At 42.6% G+C, this 15,389-nt stretch carries 16 protein-coding genes; 9 read left to right on the plus strand and 7 right to left on the minus strand.

The features are described from left to right. Positions 1-244: 244 nt before the first annotated feature. The 5 genes from JWQ85_RS08575 to JWQ85_RS08595 all read right to left on the minus strand — a co-directional run bounded on the left by JWQ85_RS08575 (position 245) and on the right by JWQ85_RS08595 (position 5,446). Entirely contained in the window at positions 245-982 is a 738-nt protein-coding gene (locus tag JWQ85_RS08575; RefSeq protein WP_299466914.1) for a CpsB/CapC family capsule biosynthesis tyrosine phosphatase, read from the minus strand. A gap of 3 nt (positions 983-985) precedes the next feature. Next, positions 986-2,041 (minus strand): dTDP-glucose 4,6-dehydratase, encoded by a 1,056-nt coding sequence (rfbB, locus tag JWQ85_RS08580; protein ID WP_299466917.1) that lies wholly within the window; start codon positions 2,039-2,041, stop codon positions 986-988. A gap of 14 nt (positions 2,042-2,055) precedes the next feature. Continuing rightward, positions 2,056-3,075, minus strand: a complete 1,020-nt coding sequence (gene galE / locus JWQ85_RS08585) for a UDP-glucose 4-epimerase GalE (protein WP_299466920.1) — start codon at positions 3,073-3,075, stop codon at positions 2,056-2,058. A 74-nt stretch (positions 3,076-3,149) separates the two neighbouring features. Next, entirely contained in the window at positions 3,150-4,136 is a 987-nt protein-coding gene (locus tag JWQ85_RS08590; protein WP_299466923.1) for a UDP-glucuronic acid decarboxylase family protein, read from the minus strand. Beyond that, on the minus strand, positions 4,136-5,446 hold the full coding sequence (locus tag JWQ85_RS08595) for a UDP-glucose/GDP-mannose dehydrogenase family protein (protein ID WP_299466926.1): 1,311 nt from the start codon (positions 5,444-5,446) through the stop codon (positions 4,136-4,138). The genes JWQ85_RS08590 and JWQ85_RS08595 overlap by 1 nt, the downstream gene beginning before the upstream one ends. A gap of 116 nt (positions 5,447-5,562) precedes the next feature. Between JWQ85_RS08595 and JWQ85_RS08600 the strand changes: the two genes are divergently transcribed. From JWQ85_RS08600 to JWQ85_RS08635, 8 genes are all read left to right on the plus strand, one after another. Then, positions 5,563-6,726 (plus strand): 3-deoxy-D-manno-octulosonic acid transferase, encoded by a 1,164-nt coding sequence (locus tag JWQ85_RS08600; RefSeq protein ID WP_367186198.1) that lies wholly within the window; start codon positions 5,563-5,565, stop codon positions 6,724-6,726. Positions 6,727-6,855: 129 nt separating this feature from the next. Then, positions 6,856-7,674 (plus strand): alpha/beta hydrolase, encoded by an 819-nt coding sequence (locus JWQ85_RS08605; RefSeq protein WP_299466932.1) that lies wholly within the window; start codon positions 6,856-6,858, stop codon positions 7,672-7,674. Further along, the gene (locus tag JWQ85_RS08610; RefSeq protein WP_299466935.1) at positions 7,671-8,294 is read left to right on the plus strand and encodes a lysophospholipid acyltransferase family protein; all 624 of its coding nucleotides are present in this window, start codon (positions 7,671-7,673) and stop codon (positions 8,292-8,294) included. The genes JWQ85_RS08605 and JWQ85_RS08610 overlap by 4 nt, the downstream gene beginning before the upstream one ends. A gap of 3 nt (positions 8,295-8,297) precedes the next feature. Next, complete coding sequence (locus JWQ85_RS08615) at positions 8,298-8,927, plus strand: lysophospholipid acyltransferase family protein (RefSeq protein WP_299466938.1); 630 nt, start codon at positions 8,298-8,300, stop codon at positions 8,925-8,927. Beyond that, positions 8,924-10,012 carry a glycosyltransferase family 2 protein gene (locus JWQ85_RS08620; RefSeq protein WP_299466941.1) on the plus strand — a complete coding sequence of 363 codons (1,089 nt, stop codon included), beginning with the start codon at positions 8,924-8,926 and terminating at the stop codon, positions 10,010-10,012. Before JWQ85_RS08615 ends, JWQ85_RS08620 begins: the two co-directional genes overlap by 4 nt. Then, positions 9,991-10,647, plus strand: coding sequence for a carotenoid biosynthesis protein (locus tag JWQ85_RS08625; protein WP_299466944.1), 657 nt, complete (start codon positions 9,991-9,993; stop codon positions 10,645-10,647). Before JWQ85_RS08620 ends, JWQ85_RS08625 begins: the two co-directional genes overlap by 22 nt. Positions 10,648-10,771: 124 nt before the next feature. Beyond that, entirely contained in the window at positions 10,772-11,623 is an 852-nt protein-coding gene (locus JWQ85_RS08630; protein WP_299466947.1) for a 4-hydroxy-3-methylbut-2-enyl diphosphate reductase, read from the plus strand. A 64-nt stretch (positions 11,624-11,687) separates the two neighbouring features. Next, positions 11,688-12,362: a fatty acid desaturase gene (locus JWQ85_RS08635; RefSeq protein WP_299466950.1), complete on the plus strand. Its 675-nt coding sequence runs from the start codon at positions 11,688-11,690 to the stop codon at positions 12,360-12,362. 121 nt (positions 12,363-12,483) lie between these two features. Here the strand turns inward: JWQ85_RS08635 and JWQ85_RS08640 are convergent, their stop codons facing one another. Further along, the gene (locus JWQ85_RS08640; protein WP_299466953.1) at positions 12,484-12,708 is read right to left on the minus strand and encodes a hypothetical protein; all 225 of its coding nucleotides are present in this window, start codon (positions 12,706-12,708) and stop codon (positions 12,484-12,486) included. A 277-nt stretch (positions 12,709-12,985) separates the two neighbouring features. On the opposite strand from JWQ85_RS08640, the gene hemH reads away from it, so the two are divergent. Further along, positions 12,986-14,002 carry a ferrochelatase gene (gene hemH, locus JWQ85_RS08645; RefSeq protein WP_299466955.1) on the plus strand — a complete coding sequence of 339 codons (1,017 nt, stop codon included), beginning with the start codon at positions 12,986-12,988 and terminating at the stop codon, positions 14,000-14,002. A gap of 209 nt (positions 14,003-14,211) precedes the next feature. On the opposite strand, the gene crtD is transcribed toward hemH, so the two are convergent. Next, positions 14,212-15,389: 1-hydroxycarotenoid 3,4-desaturase CrtD (gene crtD, locus JWQ85_RS08650; protein WP_299466958.1), on the minus strand; the 1,178-nt coding region annotated here is incomplete at its 5' end.

The following is a 15,389-nucleotide window of genomic DNA, read 5'->3' on the forward strand; positions in this document are numbered from 1 at the left end:
TAGGGAACCTTATTGCCGTGCAAATTAGCGGCACATTTATAGTGCCATGGGTATGGCTGTTTTCGGCAATAGGCTTATGTACATTTATTGGCTTATCATCAGGATTTTATCCGGCTAAAAAAGCAGCCAAGCTTGACCCGGTAGAGGCGTTGAGGTACGAGTAATGATGTGCAGATATGCGAATGTGCAAATATGCAGATGAAAAGTAATTTGCATATCTGCACATCTGTAATCTGCACATCCGCTACAGCATCACATTTTTTAGCGGATAATCAAATAATAATTTTTCCAGGTAGGGCATGGCCAGGGCATTTTCAAAAGCCGCGGCATGGCGTGGGTGGTGCATATCGCTTGATATAAAATCAACCATTTCATTATCTATCATTTCTTCTGCAATTTTTTTGGCCTGCTTACCATAATAACCGGTTAATGAAATGGTGTTTAATTGCAGATCGCAGCCCCAGTTACGTATGGTTTTTAACTGATCAATGTTCATATAACCATATCTTTCGGGGTGTGCCAATATTGGTTTATAGCCCGAATCCTGCAACTTTTGTATAGTGTGTATAACATTGGGTGGCTGGTTGATGAACGAGATCTCGAACAATACATAGTTATCGCCCATTGTAAAAACCTTGCGGTCTTCAATGCGTTTTTCAAAAGTTTCATCAAGATAGTGCTCTGCCGCTGCAGAAATATCGATATCTATTTTTTGATTTTCTAATTCAGCTTTAAGAATGGCAAGCGCGTTGCCAATGCTTTCGGCATCATTACGGTAATAATCTATCATTACGTGCGGGGTAGCAATTATTTTTTTAATACCCAGCGCCATCATTTTTTTTATCAGGAATATAGATTCTTCAACATTTTGCGCCCCGTCATCAATACCGGGCAAAACGTGCGAGTGCATATCTGTAACAACTGTGCTGTAATCAAAGCTCACAGTTCTTTTAACTTCTTTCTTCTTAAATAATCCGAACATTTTTTAGCGATTGGTATATTGGCCATCGTAATAGTCCTGGTAATGGCCCGATGTAACATCATTCAGCCATTGCTCGTTAGCAAGATACCAGTCAACCGTTTTTTCCAGGCCTTCTTCAAAGGTAATAGAGGGTTCCCAACCCAGTTCATTTTTTAGTTTGGTAGCATCTATGGCGTATCTTAGATCGTGGCCGGCCCTATCTGTTACATAGGTTATCAATTTTGCCGATTCACCTTCCTTGCGTCCCAGCTTTTTATCCAGTATGGTACACAACAACTTAATCAGGTCAATGTTTTTCCACTCGTTATGGCCGCCAATGTTGTAAGTAGAACCGGCAGCAGCTTTATGGAATATAACATCAATAGCCCTTGCATGGTCTTCCACCCAAAGCCAGTCGCGCACGTTCTCGCCTTTACCGTAAACGGGTACTGCTTTGCCTTGTTTAATGTTATTTATAGCAAGAGGGATCAGTTTTTCGGGGAAATGATAAGATCCGTAATTGTTTGAGCAATTAGATATAACGGTATTCATTCCATAGGTATCATGGTAGGCCCTTACAAAATGATCTGAACTTGCCTTTGAGGCAGAATAAGGCGAATGCGGGTCGTATTTGGTCTCCTCTGTAAATAAGCCCTCTGTGCCTAACGAGCCATATACCTCATCTGTGGAAACGTGATGAAAGCGGGGTTTGTCAGAACGGCCCCCCCAATGCAGGCGGGCTACATTTAAAAGGTTGGCAGTACCTAATACATTTGTCATCACAAAACTTCCGGGATCGGTAATAGACCTGTCTACGTGCGATTCGGCAGCTAAATGTATAATACCTTCAATTTCTTTTTCGCGGATAAAAAGATTACGAAGAAATTCTGTATCACAAATATCGCCTTTTATAAAGCGGTAATTGGGTTCGTTCTCAATATCTTTAAGGTTGGCCAGGTTACCCGCATAAGTAAGCTTATCCAGGTTAATAATGGTATAATCGGGATAGTTTTTTACAAAACGGCGCACCACGTGCGACCCTATAAAGCCGGCACCACCTGTAATAATTATCTTTTTCATGAGCAGGGGTTTAATTATAATGGATTTTGGGCGATATAGTTTTCCCATTCCCATGCCGATGACATCATTGTGTTGAGGTCAAGATCGGCTTTCCAGTTTAATTTTTTTGTTGATTTGGTTACATCGCCCCAAACCTGTTCAACATCGCCATCGCGGGCGGGGCCTATCTCATATTTCAGCTTAACACCTGTAACCTTTTCAAAAGCTGTTATCACCTCTAACACCGAGCTGCCGGTGCCTGTACCTATGTTAAATACATCGTATCCGGTAAAGCTTTCCCTCTCCATTAATTTGATAGCCGCAACATGGGCCTTAGCTAAATCAACCACGTGAATATAGTCGCGGATGCAGCTGCCATCGGGAGTGTTATACGTATCGCCAAAAACGGTTATTTTTTCGCGTTTACCTATTGCTGTTTGGGTGATAAAGGGAACCAGGTTTTGCGGAACGCCATTAGGCAGCTCGCCAATTAAAGCACTGTCATGCGCGCCCACCGGGTTAAAATAGCGTAATGCTATTACCTTGTATTTAGTGCCGGCCGCTACAACATCCTTCAATATTTCTTCGGCTATTTGCTTGGTATTACCGTAAGGCGATTCGGCAGGTTTAACAGGTGCATCTTCGGTTACCGGCAAAGAATCTGGTTGCCCGTAAACTGTGCAGCTTGATGAGAAAACAAAGTTTAATGCCTTGCCATTATACGCGCCCAAAATATTTATAAGCGAATAAAAGTTATTGCGATAATATTTAAGTGGTTGCTTTACCGATTCGCCAACGGCTTTAGATGCGGCAAAATGTATAATACCGGCAATGTCTGATTCTTTTGCTGCAAAATCTTTAACAGCCTTTTCATCGCATAGGTCCAGCTGGTAAAAATCTGGTTTATAACCAATGATCTTGGCCAGTTGGTCTAATATTTTAATGTTTGAGTTAGATAAGTCATCAATGATCACCGGGTCGTAGCCGGCATTAACTAACTCAACTACTGTGTGCGAGCCTATAAAACCTAACCCGCCTGTTACTAATATCTTCATGTAAACGATGTAATTAAAAAGGGACTTGCCCTTATAATACCATATAACAAACGCCATACGGGTGCCGGATGTTACTATTGCTTGTTAAAGTAAGTAAAATCCTTATGTAATATTTCTTTCTCGGGCAGGGATTTAAAGTACTCGTACGTGATCTTCAAACCTTCGCTTCGAGATACTTTTGGCTCCCATCCTAAAATAGCCCTGGCTTTGGTAATATCCGGCCTGCGCTGTTTAGGGTCATCAGTTGGTAGGGGCAGGCTTATCATTTCCTGGTTGGTGCCGGTTAATTTTATTATCTCTTCACCAAACTCGCGTATGGTTATCTCATCCGGGTTCCCAATATTCATTGGCTGTGCATAATCGCTATGCAGCAAACGGTATATACCTTCTATCAGGTCATCTACATAACAAAACGAACGGGTTTGTGAACCATCGCCAAACATGGTTAGGGGTTCGCCACGTAATGCCTGGCCAATGAATGCCGGTAAAACACGCCCGTCGTTTAGGCGCATGCGGGGTCCGTAAGTGTTAAATATTCTTATAATACGGGTTTCTAATCCGTGAAAAGTGTGGTAAGCCATCGTAATAGCTTCCTGGAAACGTTTAGCCTCATCATAAACCCCACGCGGGCCAACAGGGTTAACATTGCCCCAATACTCTTCGGGTTGTGGGTTAACGTTAGGATCACCGTATACTTCAGATGTAGAAGCGATAAGCATCCTTGCACCCTTAGAGCGTGCTAAACCCAGCAAATTATGTGTGCCTAATGAGCCTACCTTTAATGTTTGGATAGGGATCTTTAAATAATCGATAGGGCTTGCAGGCGATGCAAAGTGTAATATGTAATGCAGATCGCCGGATACGTGCACAAACTTGGAAACATCGTGGTTATAAAACTCAAAGTTTTCCAGTTTAAACAAATGTTCAATGTTGCGCAGGTCGCCTGTTATCAGGTTATCCATACCAATAACATGGTAATCTTCTTTAATAAACCTATCGCATAAATGCGAGCCCAAAAAACCGGCTGCACCGGTTATTAAAATACGTTTACGTTCTGCCATTAGTTTATTATTTTTCTGCCTATACTGTTGTAGTAGAAACCCAAATCAATCATTTTTTGAAGGTCGTATAAGTTACGGCCATCAAATATAACCTTGCTTTTTAAGAGCCCGGCCACCTGTTCAAAATCAGGCGTACGGAATACCGACCACTCTGTTACAATTAACAAAGCATCGGCATCATTAAGCACCTCATACGGATCGACGCCGTATGCTATTTTATCCCCAAGCAAAGCCTTAACATTTTTCATCCCCTCGGGGTCATAAACTGTTATGGTGGCGCCGGCTGCCAATAATTCATCTATAATATATAACGCTGGTGCTTCACGGATATCATCAGTTTCGGGCTTGAAAGCCAGTCCCCACATCGCGAATTTTTTGCCTTTAAGGTCGTTATTGTAATATTGTTTCAGTTTTTGTACCAAAACCTTTTTCTGGATCTCGTTAACTTCCATTACAGAGTTAAGGATCTTAAAGTCGTATTTATTTTCCTGGGCAGATTTTGCCAGGGCCTGCACATCTTTAGGGAAACAGCTACCACCGTAACCAATACCCGAAAACAGGAAACGGTTACCAATACGGTTATCGGCGCCTATACCGCGCCGAACCATATCAACATCGGCACCAACCAGTTCGCAAAGGTTAGCCACCTCGTTCATGAACGATATTTTTGTTGCCAAAAAAGAGTTGGCAGCATATTTTGTAAGCTCGGATGAACGCTCATCCATAAATATAACCGGATTGCCCTGGCGCACATATGGTGCATAAAGTTCGGCTATTAACTTGCGCGCACGTTCGTCTGTTGTACCAACAACCACACGGTCTGGCTTCATAAAATCTTCAACAGCAACACCTTCACGTAAAAACTCGGGGTTTGATACCACCGCGCACTCTACATTGGTATTTGCTTTTATAACAGCGGTAACCTTATCTGCTGTACCAACCGGTACGGTAGATTTTGTTACAATAACTTTATAGTCGGTAACCAATTTGGCAATATCTTTAGCGGCGCCTAAAACGTAACTCAGGTCGGCAGAACCATCGCCACCCGGAGGAGTTGGCAAGGCCAGAAATATGATCTGTGCATCGGCAATTGCAGTGGCCAGGTCAGTTGTAAACAGCAATCTTTTTTGGCTAATGTTGCGGTTGAAAATTAATTCGAGGCCGGGCTCATAAATTGGGAGTTTACCATCCTGCATCATTTTTACCTTCTGTTCGTTAATATCAACACAGGTAACTTGATTGCCGGTTTCCGCTAAACATGTACCGGTTACCAGCCCAACATAACCTGTTCCAACAACAGCTATTTTCATAATTTTATTTTTGTGTTAATATATTACTTTTATGCCCGACGAAGATAATAATTCATAAACAAAAAATGCTCTTCCTATATAACATCGGCATCAATATATACTACGGGTTAGTTTATATGGTTTCCATTTTTAATAATAAAGCAAATTTGTGGATCAAAGGCCGCCGGGAGCAGCGCGTGCAATCTTTGGAGTCGAGCATTTGGTTTCATTTCGCGTCGTTGGGGGAGTTTGAACAGGGGCGGCCGGTACTGGAAAAAATAAGGCTTTTGTACCCACAGCATAAAATTGTGATCACTTTTTTTTCACCTTCGGGATACGAGATACGGAAAAACACCCCACTGGCCGATGCTGTATATTATTTACCGCTTGATACCGCTAAAAACGCGCAGGAATTTATAAGTGCCATTAAGCCGGTAATGGCCATTTTTACCAAGTACGAATACTGGTATCACTTTTTTAACGAACTGCATAAACAGCACGTGCCTTTATATATTATCTCAAGTATATTTCGCCCCGGGCAAGTGTTTTTTAAATGGTACGGTGGCTTACACCGCAAAATGCTGAAACTGGTAACCTGGTTTTTTGTGCAGGATATAGCCTCTAAACATTTACTGCATGATGTGGGCATTACCAATGTAACCATTAGTGGCGATACCCGGTTTGACAGGGTGTGGGCAAACGCGCAGCAACCAAAAGAGTTACCGGAGATAGCCGCGTTTAAGAATGGCCAAAAACTATTTATAGCCGGAAGCACCTGGCCAGCTGATGAAAAGCTGATAGCGGGATTAATTACCCAGCACCCCGACTGGAAATTTATTATTGCACCACATGAGATTGGCGAGGGTAAAATAAACAATCTGGTAAACTTACTGCCAAAGGATACCACTATCACATTTTCTGAGATCTCACATCTCACGTCTCATATCTCACATCTCATCATAGATAACATCGGTATGCTATCCTCGCTCTATCAGTATGCGGATATTGCCTACATAGGCGGTGGGTTTGGTGCGGGGATCCATAACACGTTGGAAGCCGCGGCTTTTGGTATGCCGGTGATATTTGGCCCTAAGTATGATAAATTTAAAGAAGCCAAAGATCTGGTTGAGCTTAAAGCCGGGTTCAGTATCAGCGATGTTGAGGGATTACAAATTGTTGCAGGCAGATTAATGAAAGATGAAATATTCAGGCGTGCAACAGCCGCAACAACAAAAGATTATGTGCAGCAACATATTGGTGCTACTGATGCGATAATGGATTATATAAGGGAGAAACACTGATTAGTTTTTACCACAAAGAACACAAAGAAAAAAACACAGAGGGCGCAAAGAAAATCTCTGTGCCCTTTGTGGTTAAATTACTAAATTATCCATCCCCAACTAACCTAACATTTTCTTAATATTGCCACTATGGGCTTTTTGGACATTCCCGGCTTAGGCAAGGCACACTATCACGAATATGGCAGCGGCAGTAAACCGTTACTGGCTTTTCATGGTTACGGCATGACGGGCAGGCAATTCCACGTGCTCGAAAACTCCATCCTGCAGGAATACCATGTTTACGGCTTCGACCATTTTTTTCACGGAGAAAGCAAACTTAGCAATTGGACCGAACAGCAAATAATTGAGGGTATGCCCAAAACAATGATAAAGGCCCACCTGGAAGAATGGTTTAAACTGCACGGCAAACAACGCTTTTCGGTAATGGGTTATTCCATTGGTGCTAACATCGCGCTATTACTGATTGAAGAGTATGCCGACCTGATTGACGAAATTATACTCATGGCGCCCGACGGCTTATCAGTTTATAAGGGCTTTCATTTTTTAACTTATCAGCCGGTAGGCCGGTATATGTTTAAAACGGTTACCAAAAGTAAGTGGCTGGCACCGGCGCTGCTCAGAAACCTCAAAAAGGTAAGGTTTATTGATGATGGCCTGTACCAGATAGCCTATAATGAAATTGATACCGAACAAAAACGGCAGGATGTTTATTATACCCTAAACCTTATCCGTTTGTTAAAACCCGATACCAATAAAGTAGCTGAGCTAATAAACCGGCACCATATAAAATGCCGGCTAATTTTTGGCAAGCACGATAATTTGTTCCCGATGAAGGCGGCATTGCCTTTTATTAATAGCGTACCAAATGCCGAAGTGCACGAGGTAAATATGGGGCATTGGTTAGTAACCAAACAATTGGATGAGTATTTAGTAAATTTACAGCAATGATACCCGCCCGCCGAGTAAAACTTTTTAGCAACTGGTTTGCCATGTATATGCGTTACCGCATGCGCAGGGCTTTTAATAATTTGGTAGTTATGCCATTTACACCAAAGCCGGGGCACTCCATATTACTGCTTTGCAACCACTTTAGCTGGTGGGATGGCCTTTGGGGTAATTACCTGGCCTATTGGCACCTAAACCGCAATCTGTATATTATGATGCAGGAAGATCACCTAAAAAAGCGGATGCTGCTGAACCTGTTTGGCGGATTTTCGATAAACAGGTCATCGCGCGAGATGATAAAATCCCTGCAATATGCAGCCGGTTTACTGAATGACCCCGAGAACCTTGTGGTAGTTTTCCCACAAGGAGAACTAATATCAAACCATACCACCGAAATTAAGGTAGAGAAGGGCATAGAGCGCCTCATTAAGAATATAAAGGGCCCCTGCCAGATAGTTTATAACTGCGCCCTGATAGATTATTTTGAAAGCCTGAAACCATCAGTATATTTCCATTTGTTTGATTGCGGGTTGGCCGGCGAAGTATCTTTTGAAGAATTGATTGTCCGGATAAATAACTTTCATCAGCAGGCGCTACAGGCACAGGTAAATGTGGAGCATTAACATATGTTGTATCCAAAGAAAAACCCGGTTGCAAAATGGATCTTTAAAGCTTATGTAAATTGGCTTGTTGGCAAGGAATTTCATGAATATATATATAACGCAGTTAAGGTTGATAAGGATAAGTCGATACTATTAATTGCCAATCACTTTAGTTTTTGGGATGGCCTGATATTGTTTTGCCTTAACGATAAGCTGTTTAAAAAGAATTTCCATGTAATGATATTGCAGGATACCGCGCAAAAAATAGGTGCATTGCGGTATGGCGGGGCTTTTTCGGTCGATAAAAGTTCGAGAAGCATGCTGGAATCATTGGATTATGCGGCGCAACTATTGAATGATCCCGGCAACCTGGTATTGATGTTCCCGCAAGGCAGGTTGTTTTCAAACTTTGTGAGCCGGGTAAAATTTGAAAAAGGTATTATAAAGCTCATTGAAAAAGCCGGAAATAATTGCCGGATAATTTTTGCCGCGACATTTATTCAATATCTTAAGCACAAAAAGCCATCTGTTACCGTTTACTTAAAACAAGAAGACGATACCTATGCAGGCAAAAATATAACTGACTTACAAAACAACTATCAGTTGCATTACGATAGATCAAAGCAGCAGCAAACCGAAATTGACATAAAGTGATCATAACCCTTTTAGTAACTTTCATATTTCTGATACTTCGTTTTACGGTTACGCTGTTCAATTTTTTGTCGAACCCTAAACTGCCGCGAATTGGCAAGCATTACGAGGATAAAATATCCATACTCATCCCCGCCCGTAACGAAGCAGATAACATCCTTATTCTGCTGCAATCCATCTACGAACAGGATTATCAAAACTATGAGGTGATTACACTTGATGATCATTCGACCGATAATACCTATGCGCTTTGCGAAACATTTGCCCGGGAACACTCAAACTTTAAAGTAATAAAAGGCAATACCCTGCCCGCTGATTGGCTGGGGAAAAACTATGCCTGCTATCAACTGGCCGAACAAGCTACCGGTGCTTATTACTTGTTTTTAGATGCCGATGAGCAAGTATACAAAGGCTTATTCAATAGCGCTATTCACCGCATGAATTTGCGTAGCTTAAGCTTGCTAAGCCTGTTCACTAACCAGGATATGCGCACAACAGGCGAAAAAATGGTAGTGCCGCTAATGCATTATATATTACTGAACCTGTTACCGCTAAGGCTGGTTTATTTGATTAAGAGCGCCGCTGTTGCTGCTGCCAGCGGCCAGTTTATGCTGTTTAATGCCGAAGATTATAAAAAATATCAATGGCACCTATTGGCCAAAAATAAGGTGGTAGAGGATGTAGTGGTCATGAAACTGGTAAAGGCAGCTAAACTAAACGGCGAAGCGTTGCTGGCTAATGGTATGATAAGCTGCCGCATGTATAAGGGGTACAATGAAGCTATAGATGGTTTCGGGAAAAACTTTTTGGCGGCATTTAACTATAACATTATTGGGTTCTTGATTTATTTATTGTTGATTATTGGCGGCCCGGCAGTGGTGATAATGACCTTAAACCTTAACTTTATATTGATGATGATAGGCCTTATTGTGCTTACCAGAATCATGATTTCATTAACAGCAGGACAAAACGCTTTACTTAACTTACTTTTACATCCGATACAAATGCTGAGCCTGCTGCTCATTGGTTTTACATCAATACAAAAACACCTCACCAAAACCACCATATGGAAAGGCCGCAAAATTTAAATGTTACCCCGCGTGCAGCCATTGTAGTTATCTTATTATTTCATGCGGTTGGGCTTATTGGCTTATCTATACCCATTTCAAGGACGTTGTTTTTCCAGATAGTCCCCTTTCATTTACTATTAATGCTGGCAGTAATTATATTGAGCCATCACAAATTCAATAGTCGTTTTGGGATATTTATACTTATCATATTTTGGTTTGGTTTTATAGCTGAGTGGGTAGGGGTGCACAAAGGCTGGCTGTTTGGCAATTATGCTTATGGCAAAACGCTTGGGTTAAAACTATTTGATATTCCGCTAATGATAGGTGTAAACTGGTTCCTGCTGGTTTATGCGGTAGGGGTAACCATGCAACGCATTCGGTTAAAAAGTGCTTTTTTCAGGGTGATAACAGGTGCTGCGGTTTTAGTTTTGCTTGATCTGCTGATAGAGCCTGTAGCCATTAAGTTTGACTATTGGCATTGGGTTAATAACATAATACCGCTTAAAAATTACATCTGCTGGTTTTTGGTAAGCGCCGGGATGCTGTACGTTTTTGAGTGGTTCAATTTTAAAAAGCAAAGTAAAGTAGCGCCGGTGTTGCTGGTAACTGAGTTTGTATTTTTTGGAGTATTGGAGGTGGTGATACGCTTATAATATCACGCAAAGACGCTAAGGCGCAAAGAAGAAATTAAACCGCGTCTTTGCGTCTTTGCGTGAAAAATTCTACCCTCACCTTTTTACTTTCAGCTTAAATTTTAATACGTAAATTTGTACCACAATGGGTGATTATCAGCTACAGGTTACTATCGACCAGGACTCGGGCTTTTGCTTTGGGGTGGTTTACGCTATTGATATGGCCGAAGAGATTTTGGCCGAAGATGGTTATCTGTATTGCCTTGGCGATATAGTACATAATGATGAGGAGGTGGAGCGCCTGAAAGCGCAGGGCCTTCGCATTATTGACCATTCTGAACTGGCAAACCTGCAAAACGAAAAGGTGCTGATCCGCGCGCATGGCGAAGCGCCCGAAACTTATAAGATAGCTTTAGAGAATAACATTACACTGATAGATGCATCGTGCCCGGTGGTTTTAAAACTGCAAAACCGCATCAAAACATCGTACGATAATAACGAGAAGATCCTGATCTTTGGCAAGCATGGCCACGCCGAAGTTGTGGGCCTGCAAGGGCAAACCAATGGCGATGCCATGGTTTTTCAGGATATTACCGAACTGGACGATGCCGACCTGCCGGCCAGCTTTACCCTGTACAGCCAGACCACCAAAAGCATGGAAAAGTTTTACCATGTTAAAGAACAGTTGCTTTCACGTGGTTACGAAGTAAAAGCTAATGATACCATTTGCCGCCAGGTAAGTAACCGCGATAAAGATCTGCCTGCATTTGCCACTAAGTTTAATAAGGTGGTATTTGTATCGGGTAAAAAGTCATCAAACGGGAAGGTGCTTTATGAGGTTTGCCGCAAGCATAACGCTAATACTTATTTTGTGTCATCGTTAAGCGAACTGGATAAGTCAATGTTTGCACCCGGTGATAAGGTAGGCATTGCAGGTGCAACATCAACCCCTATGTGGTTAATGCAGCAGGTAAAAGCCGAACTGGAAAGCTATTAACAGCACGCTATTTGCTTGTAAAAAAGTCTTCTCCTTTGGAGGAGATTTAGAGGAGGCCATCATCTTGCAAAAAACACAATCATACACCGGTTTATTTATTGCCTTGCTTGTATTGGGTAGCTGGGTTGCCTCCACTGTGCTGTTGATGCAATGGCAGGTAGATTTTAAAAACCCGCTGCTTTACTTATTTATTCTGCTGCAAATGCACCTATATACAGGACTGTTTATTACCGCGCACGATGCAATGCACGGTACTATAGCACCCAATAAGCCGGCGAATAATTTAATAGGTTTTATCTGCACTTTCCTATACGCCTCGTTTTGGTATCCTAAATTATACACCAAACATCATCAGCACCACAACCATGTGCATACTGATGAAGACCCTGATTATCATAACGGAAGTTTCATTCATTGGTATGTGCAATTCATCCGCAATTACCTGTCAATCTGGCAAATTGTAGTGATGGCTATACTGTTTAATATTTTTAAGATCTGGATCCCACAGCCCAGCCTGATATTGTTTTGGGTAGTGCCATCCTTACTAAGCACCTTGCAGCTGTTTTATTTCGGCACCTATTTACCACACAAAGGCGAACACGATAATAAACACCAGTCGCGCAGTTTACCGCGCAATCATTTTTTCGCGTTTATTTCCTGTTATTTTTTTGGTTATCACTACGAACACCACGATGCTCCCTGGGTGCCCTGGTGGAAGTTGTGGAAGGTGAAAGAGTGATGGCGTTGCCTTCGGCCGGGCTTTCCGCTCATACTGCACAGGCGTTAGGCACAGGGGCCGGTATCCGCTGCAATCCCTAACGCGGGGCGGCGTGGCGGGAGACGCGCGAAGTATCGCGTTTCTACATTATCGTCCCTGTCGGCAAAACAGCTTCGGGCGAAAGGGGGCAGAACGATGGTGGCCTGGTGCGGGGCAAGGGCATAGGAAATTTTGCTGAAGCGCGGGCAACGAGCGAACGCAGTGGGGCAAAAGATTCCAGCCCGTGGTTCTGCCCGGTTTGCAGGGCAAAGGCTTGTACGGCAGAGAAGCCTTTTTGCCGACTTGATTTTTGGTTACTTTGTATCAAGGCATACGGCGAAGCCCTCTTGAGTACCTTAAAAAAAACAAACAACTACGAAAAACTAACAGCCCTCCGCGGCGATTGAGCGGGCCAATGCTTAGCGTATACTTAACACGAGGGGTGCCGAAATAAATTCGGCATGACGGTTGAGGTGAAGCCGATCTGGAAATTGCTTCAAACCTCGCATTAACTATACTTCTTTAAACTCATCATCATTTTGCAATAATGACTACCGTCACAAATGGTTAGGGGCTTTTTTATTACATTTGCACCTCTGAAAATTATGGCAAAAAAGGGAGTTTTACTGGTAAACTTAGGTACACCAGACAGTCCGTCGACAGCGGATGTACGCAAATATTTGAATGAATTTTTGATGGACCCGCGGGTTATTGATGTTAACCCCGTGTTGCGCACCTTTTTGGTGAAAACCGTTATCGTACCCTTCAGGGCGCCAAAATCTGCCAAACTTTATCAGGCTATATGGGATAAAGAAACCGGCTCGCCATTGTTACATTATAGTTTATTACAACAAGCAGCTTTACAACAACGCCTCGGCGATGGTTACATAGTAGAGCTGGCCATGCGCTATCAAAGCCCTTCGATAGAATCGGCATTACAAAGATTAAAAGATGCATTGGTGAGCGAGATCCAGGTGATAGCCCTCTTCCCACAATATGCCTCGGCAAGTACAGGATCGGTACATGAAAAGGTAATGAACCTGGTTAAAAACTGGCAAACCATCCCTGATATTTCCTTCATTAATTCGTTCCATAATAACGAACTGATGATAGAGACCTTTGCCGATAACGCGCAGAAATACCAACCCGAAACTTACGATCATATCCTGTTCAGCTTTCACGGCTTGCCACAACGCCAGCTAAAAAAATGCGACCATACCCACAGCTATTGCCTGCAGGTTGATGGTTGCTGTAATACTTTAAATGATACTAATAAGTTGTGCTATTCGGCACAATCGCATGATACGGCGCGTTTAATCGCCGCCAAAATGAACCTGTCGAAAGAAAAATATACCGTTTGTTTTCAATCGCGCCTGGGCAGCGACCCATGGGTGCAACCCTACACCAGCGAAGTAATTGCGCAAATGGCCAAAGAAGGTAAAAAACGCCTGTTGGTATTTTGCCCCGCCTTTGTAGCCGATTGCCTGGAGACCGTATTTGAAGTAACCCACGAGTACGGCGATGAATTTAAAGCTTTAGGCGGCGAGCATGTTCAATTGGTAGAGAGTTTGAATGATTCACCGAAGTGGATTGAGGCGTTAGAAAAGATGGTTTTGGAATAGAATCAAGAGAAAAGAATCAAGAGCCAAAACAGACCCACCTGTCATTTCGAACGAGGTACGAGGAGAAACTATCCCTTGAGCAACAGCGAAAAATCTTTTACACCATGCTCATCGGTTATATTAAGGTGTAGAAGATTTCTCGTCGCCCTCATTCACAAGCCATCCCTGCTGCTCGCTCGAAATGACATAATTTATAAAAGGGATGACGGTTAATTTATAATATTCGCCACTATCTTCGCCGATAATAAACAAAGCGGTATCCCACCACCCGGATGCACACTTCCTCCGCAAAAATATAAGCCTTCTACTTTTGACGATTTGTTGGCATGCCTTAAAAATGCCGCGAACTGGTTGTTAGAGCTGGTGCCGTAGATAGAACCTTTGTAGGATGAGGTTTTTGATTCGATACTGCGCGGATCAAGGATGCTTTCGCAGGTAATAAACTGACTGATATCCTCACCTAAAATTTTAGAAAGTTTATCTATTATATGTCGGCGGGTATCGGCTATCAGCTTATCCCAATCTTGTCCGTTATTGGCCGACACGTTGATCATCACAAACCAATTCTCGCAACCAGGGGGTGCGTCATCAGTTTTATATTTCGAACTGATGTTGAGGTAAACGGTTGGATCGTGGTAAATATCCTGCTGTTTCCAGATGTGATCAAACTCGGCTTTATAATCGGCACTGAAAAATATATTATGCAGGTCCAGCTCGGAGAAAGTCTTTGTTATACCCCAATAAAATATCAACGCCGAACTGCTGCGTTCCTGACTTAAAATGTTCTTTGGATGTAATTGGGGGTGCTTACTTAATAAGCGTTTGTAAGTAAACCATACATCCATATTGGATACTACCACGTCGGCCAAAATATTCTCGCCTTTCGCGCGGATGCCTTTGGTTTTGCCGTTGATCACTACAATTTCATCCACCTTATAATTGTAATGAAATTGCACACCCAACTCTTCCGCCAGTTTCACCAGACTTTGGGTGATGCTGTACATGCCGCCATTGGGGAAATACGCTCCAAAATGATGTTCCAGATGCGGGATAACATTTAAAGTAGCAGGTGCATGGTAAGGGTTGGAGCCGTTATAGGTAGCATAACGGTCAAAAAACTGCACAACACGTTTGTCTTTAAAGTTTGAGGCGTTGGCCTTATGCATGGTCCTGAACGGATCTATCTGCGGGAACCGGAATATCGATCTTACGGTATCCCATCGCAAATAAGTTTTCAGCTTGTGCAGAGATCGTTCTAAAAAAACATGGTTGGTAATGCTGTAAATATCGCTGCTATTAGCCAGGTGTCTTACCACCGAGGCAGCAGGTTCGCCTATTTTATTCTCAATTTCTTCGGCAAATTGTTTGGTATCGGCGTAAGCGTTTA

Source organism: Mucilaginibacter sp. (genome assembly GCF_028288105.1).
Taxonomy (GTDB): Bacteria; Bacteroidota; Bacteroidia; order Sphingobacteriales; family Sphingobacteriaceae; genus Mucilaginibacter.

What these genes read in the sequence shown, in the direction of transcription:
- JWQ85_RS08575 (WP_299466914.1), bottom strand. Translation starts at nt 982, where the DNA reads ATGTTCGGATTATTTAAGAAGAAAGAAGTTAAAAGAACTGTGAGCTTT.
- rfbB (WP_299466917.1), bottom strand. Translation starts at nt 2,041, where the DNA reads ATGAAAAAGATAATTATTACAGGTGGTGCCGGCTTTATAGGGTCGCAC.
- galE (WP_299466920.1), bottom strand. Translation starts at nt 3,075, where the DNA reads ATGAAGATATTAGTAACAGGCGGGTTAGGTTTTATAGGCTCGCACACA.
- JWQ85_RS08590 (WP_299466923.1), bottom strand. Translation starts at nt 4,136, where the DNA reads ATGGCAGAACGTAAACGTATTTTAATAACCGGTGCAGCCGGTTTTTTG.
- JWQ85_RS08595 (WP_299466926.1), bottom strand. Translation starts at nt 5,446, where the DNA reads ATGAAAATAGCTGTTGTTGGAACAGGTTATGTTGGGCTGGTAACCGGT.
- JWQ85_RS08600 (WP_367186198.1), top strand. Translation starts at nt 5,563, where the DNA reads ATGGTTTCCATTTTTAATAATAAAGCAAATTTGTGGATCAAAGGCCGC.
- JWQ85_RS08605 (WP_299466932.1), top strand. Translation starts at nt 6,856, where the DNA reads ATGGGCTTTTTGGACATTCCCGGCTTAGGCAAGGCACACTATCACGAA.
- JWQ85_RS08610 (WP_299466935.1), top strand. Translation starts at nt 7,671, where the DNA reads ATGATACCCGCCCGCCGAGTAAAACTTTTTAGCAACTGGTTTGCCATG.
- JWQ85_RS08615 (WP_299466938.1), top strand. Translation starts at nt 8,298, where the DNA reads ATGTTGTATCCAAAGAAAAACCCGGTTGCAAAATGGATCTTTAAAGCT.
- JWQ85_RS08625 (WP_299466944.1), top strand. Translation starts at nt 9,991, where the DNA reads ATGGAAAGGCCGCAAAATTTAAATGTTACCCCGCGTGCAGCCATTGTA.
- JWQ85_RS08630 (WP_299466947.1), top strand. Translation starts at nt 10,772, where the DNA reads ATGGGTGATTATCAGCTACAGGTTACTATCGACCAGGACTCGGGCTTT.
- hemH (WP_299466955.1), top strand. Translation starts at nt 12,986, where the DNA reads ATGGCAAAAAAGGGAGTTTTACTGGTAAACTTAGGTACACCAGACAGT.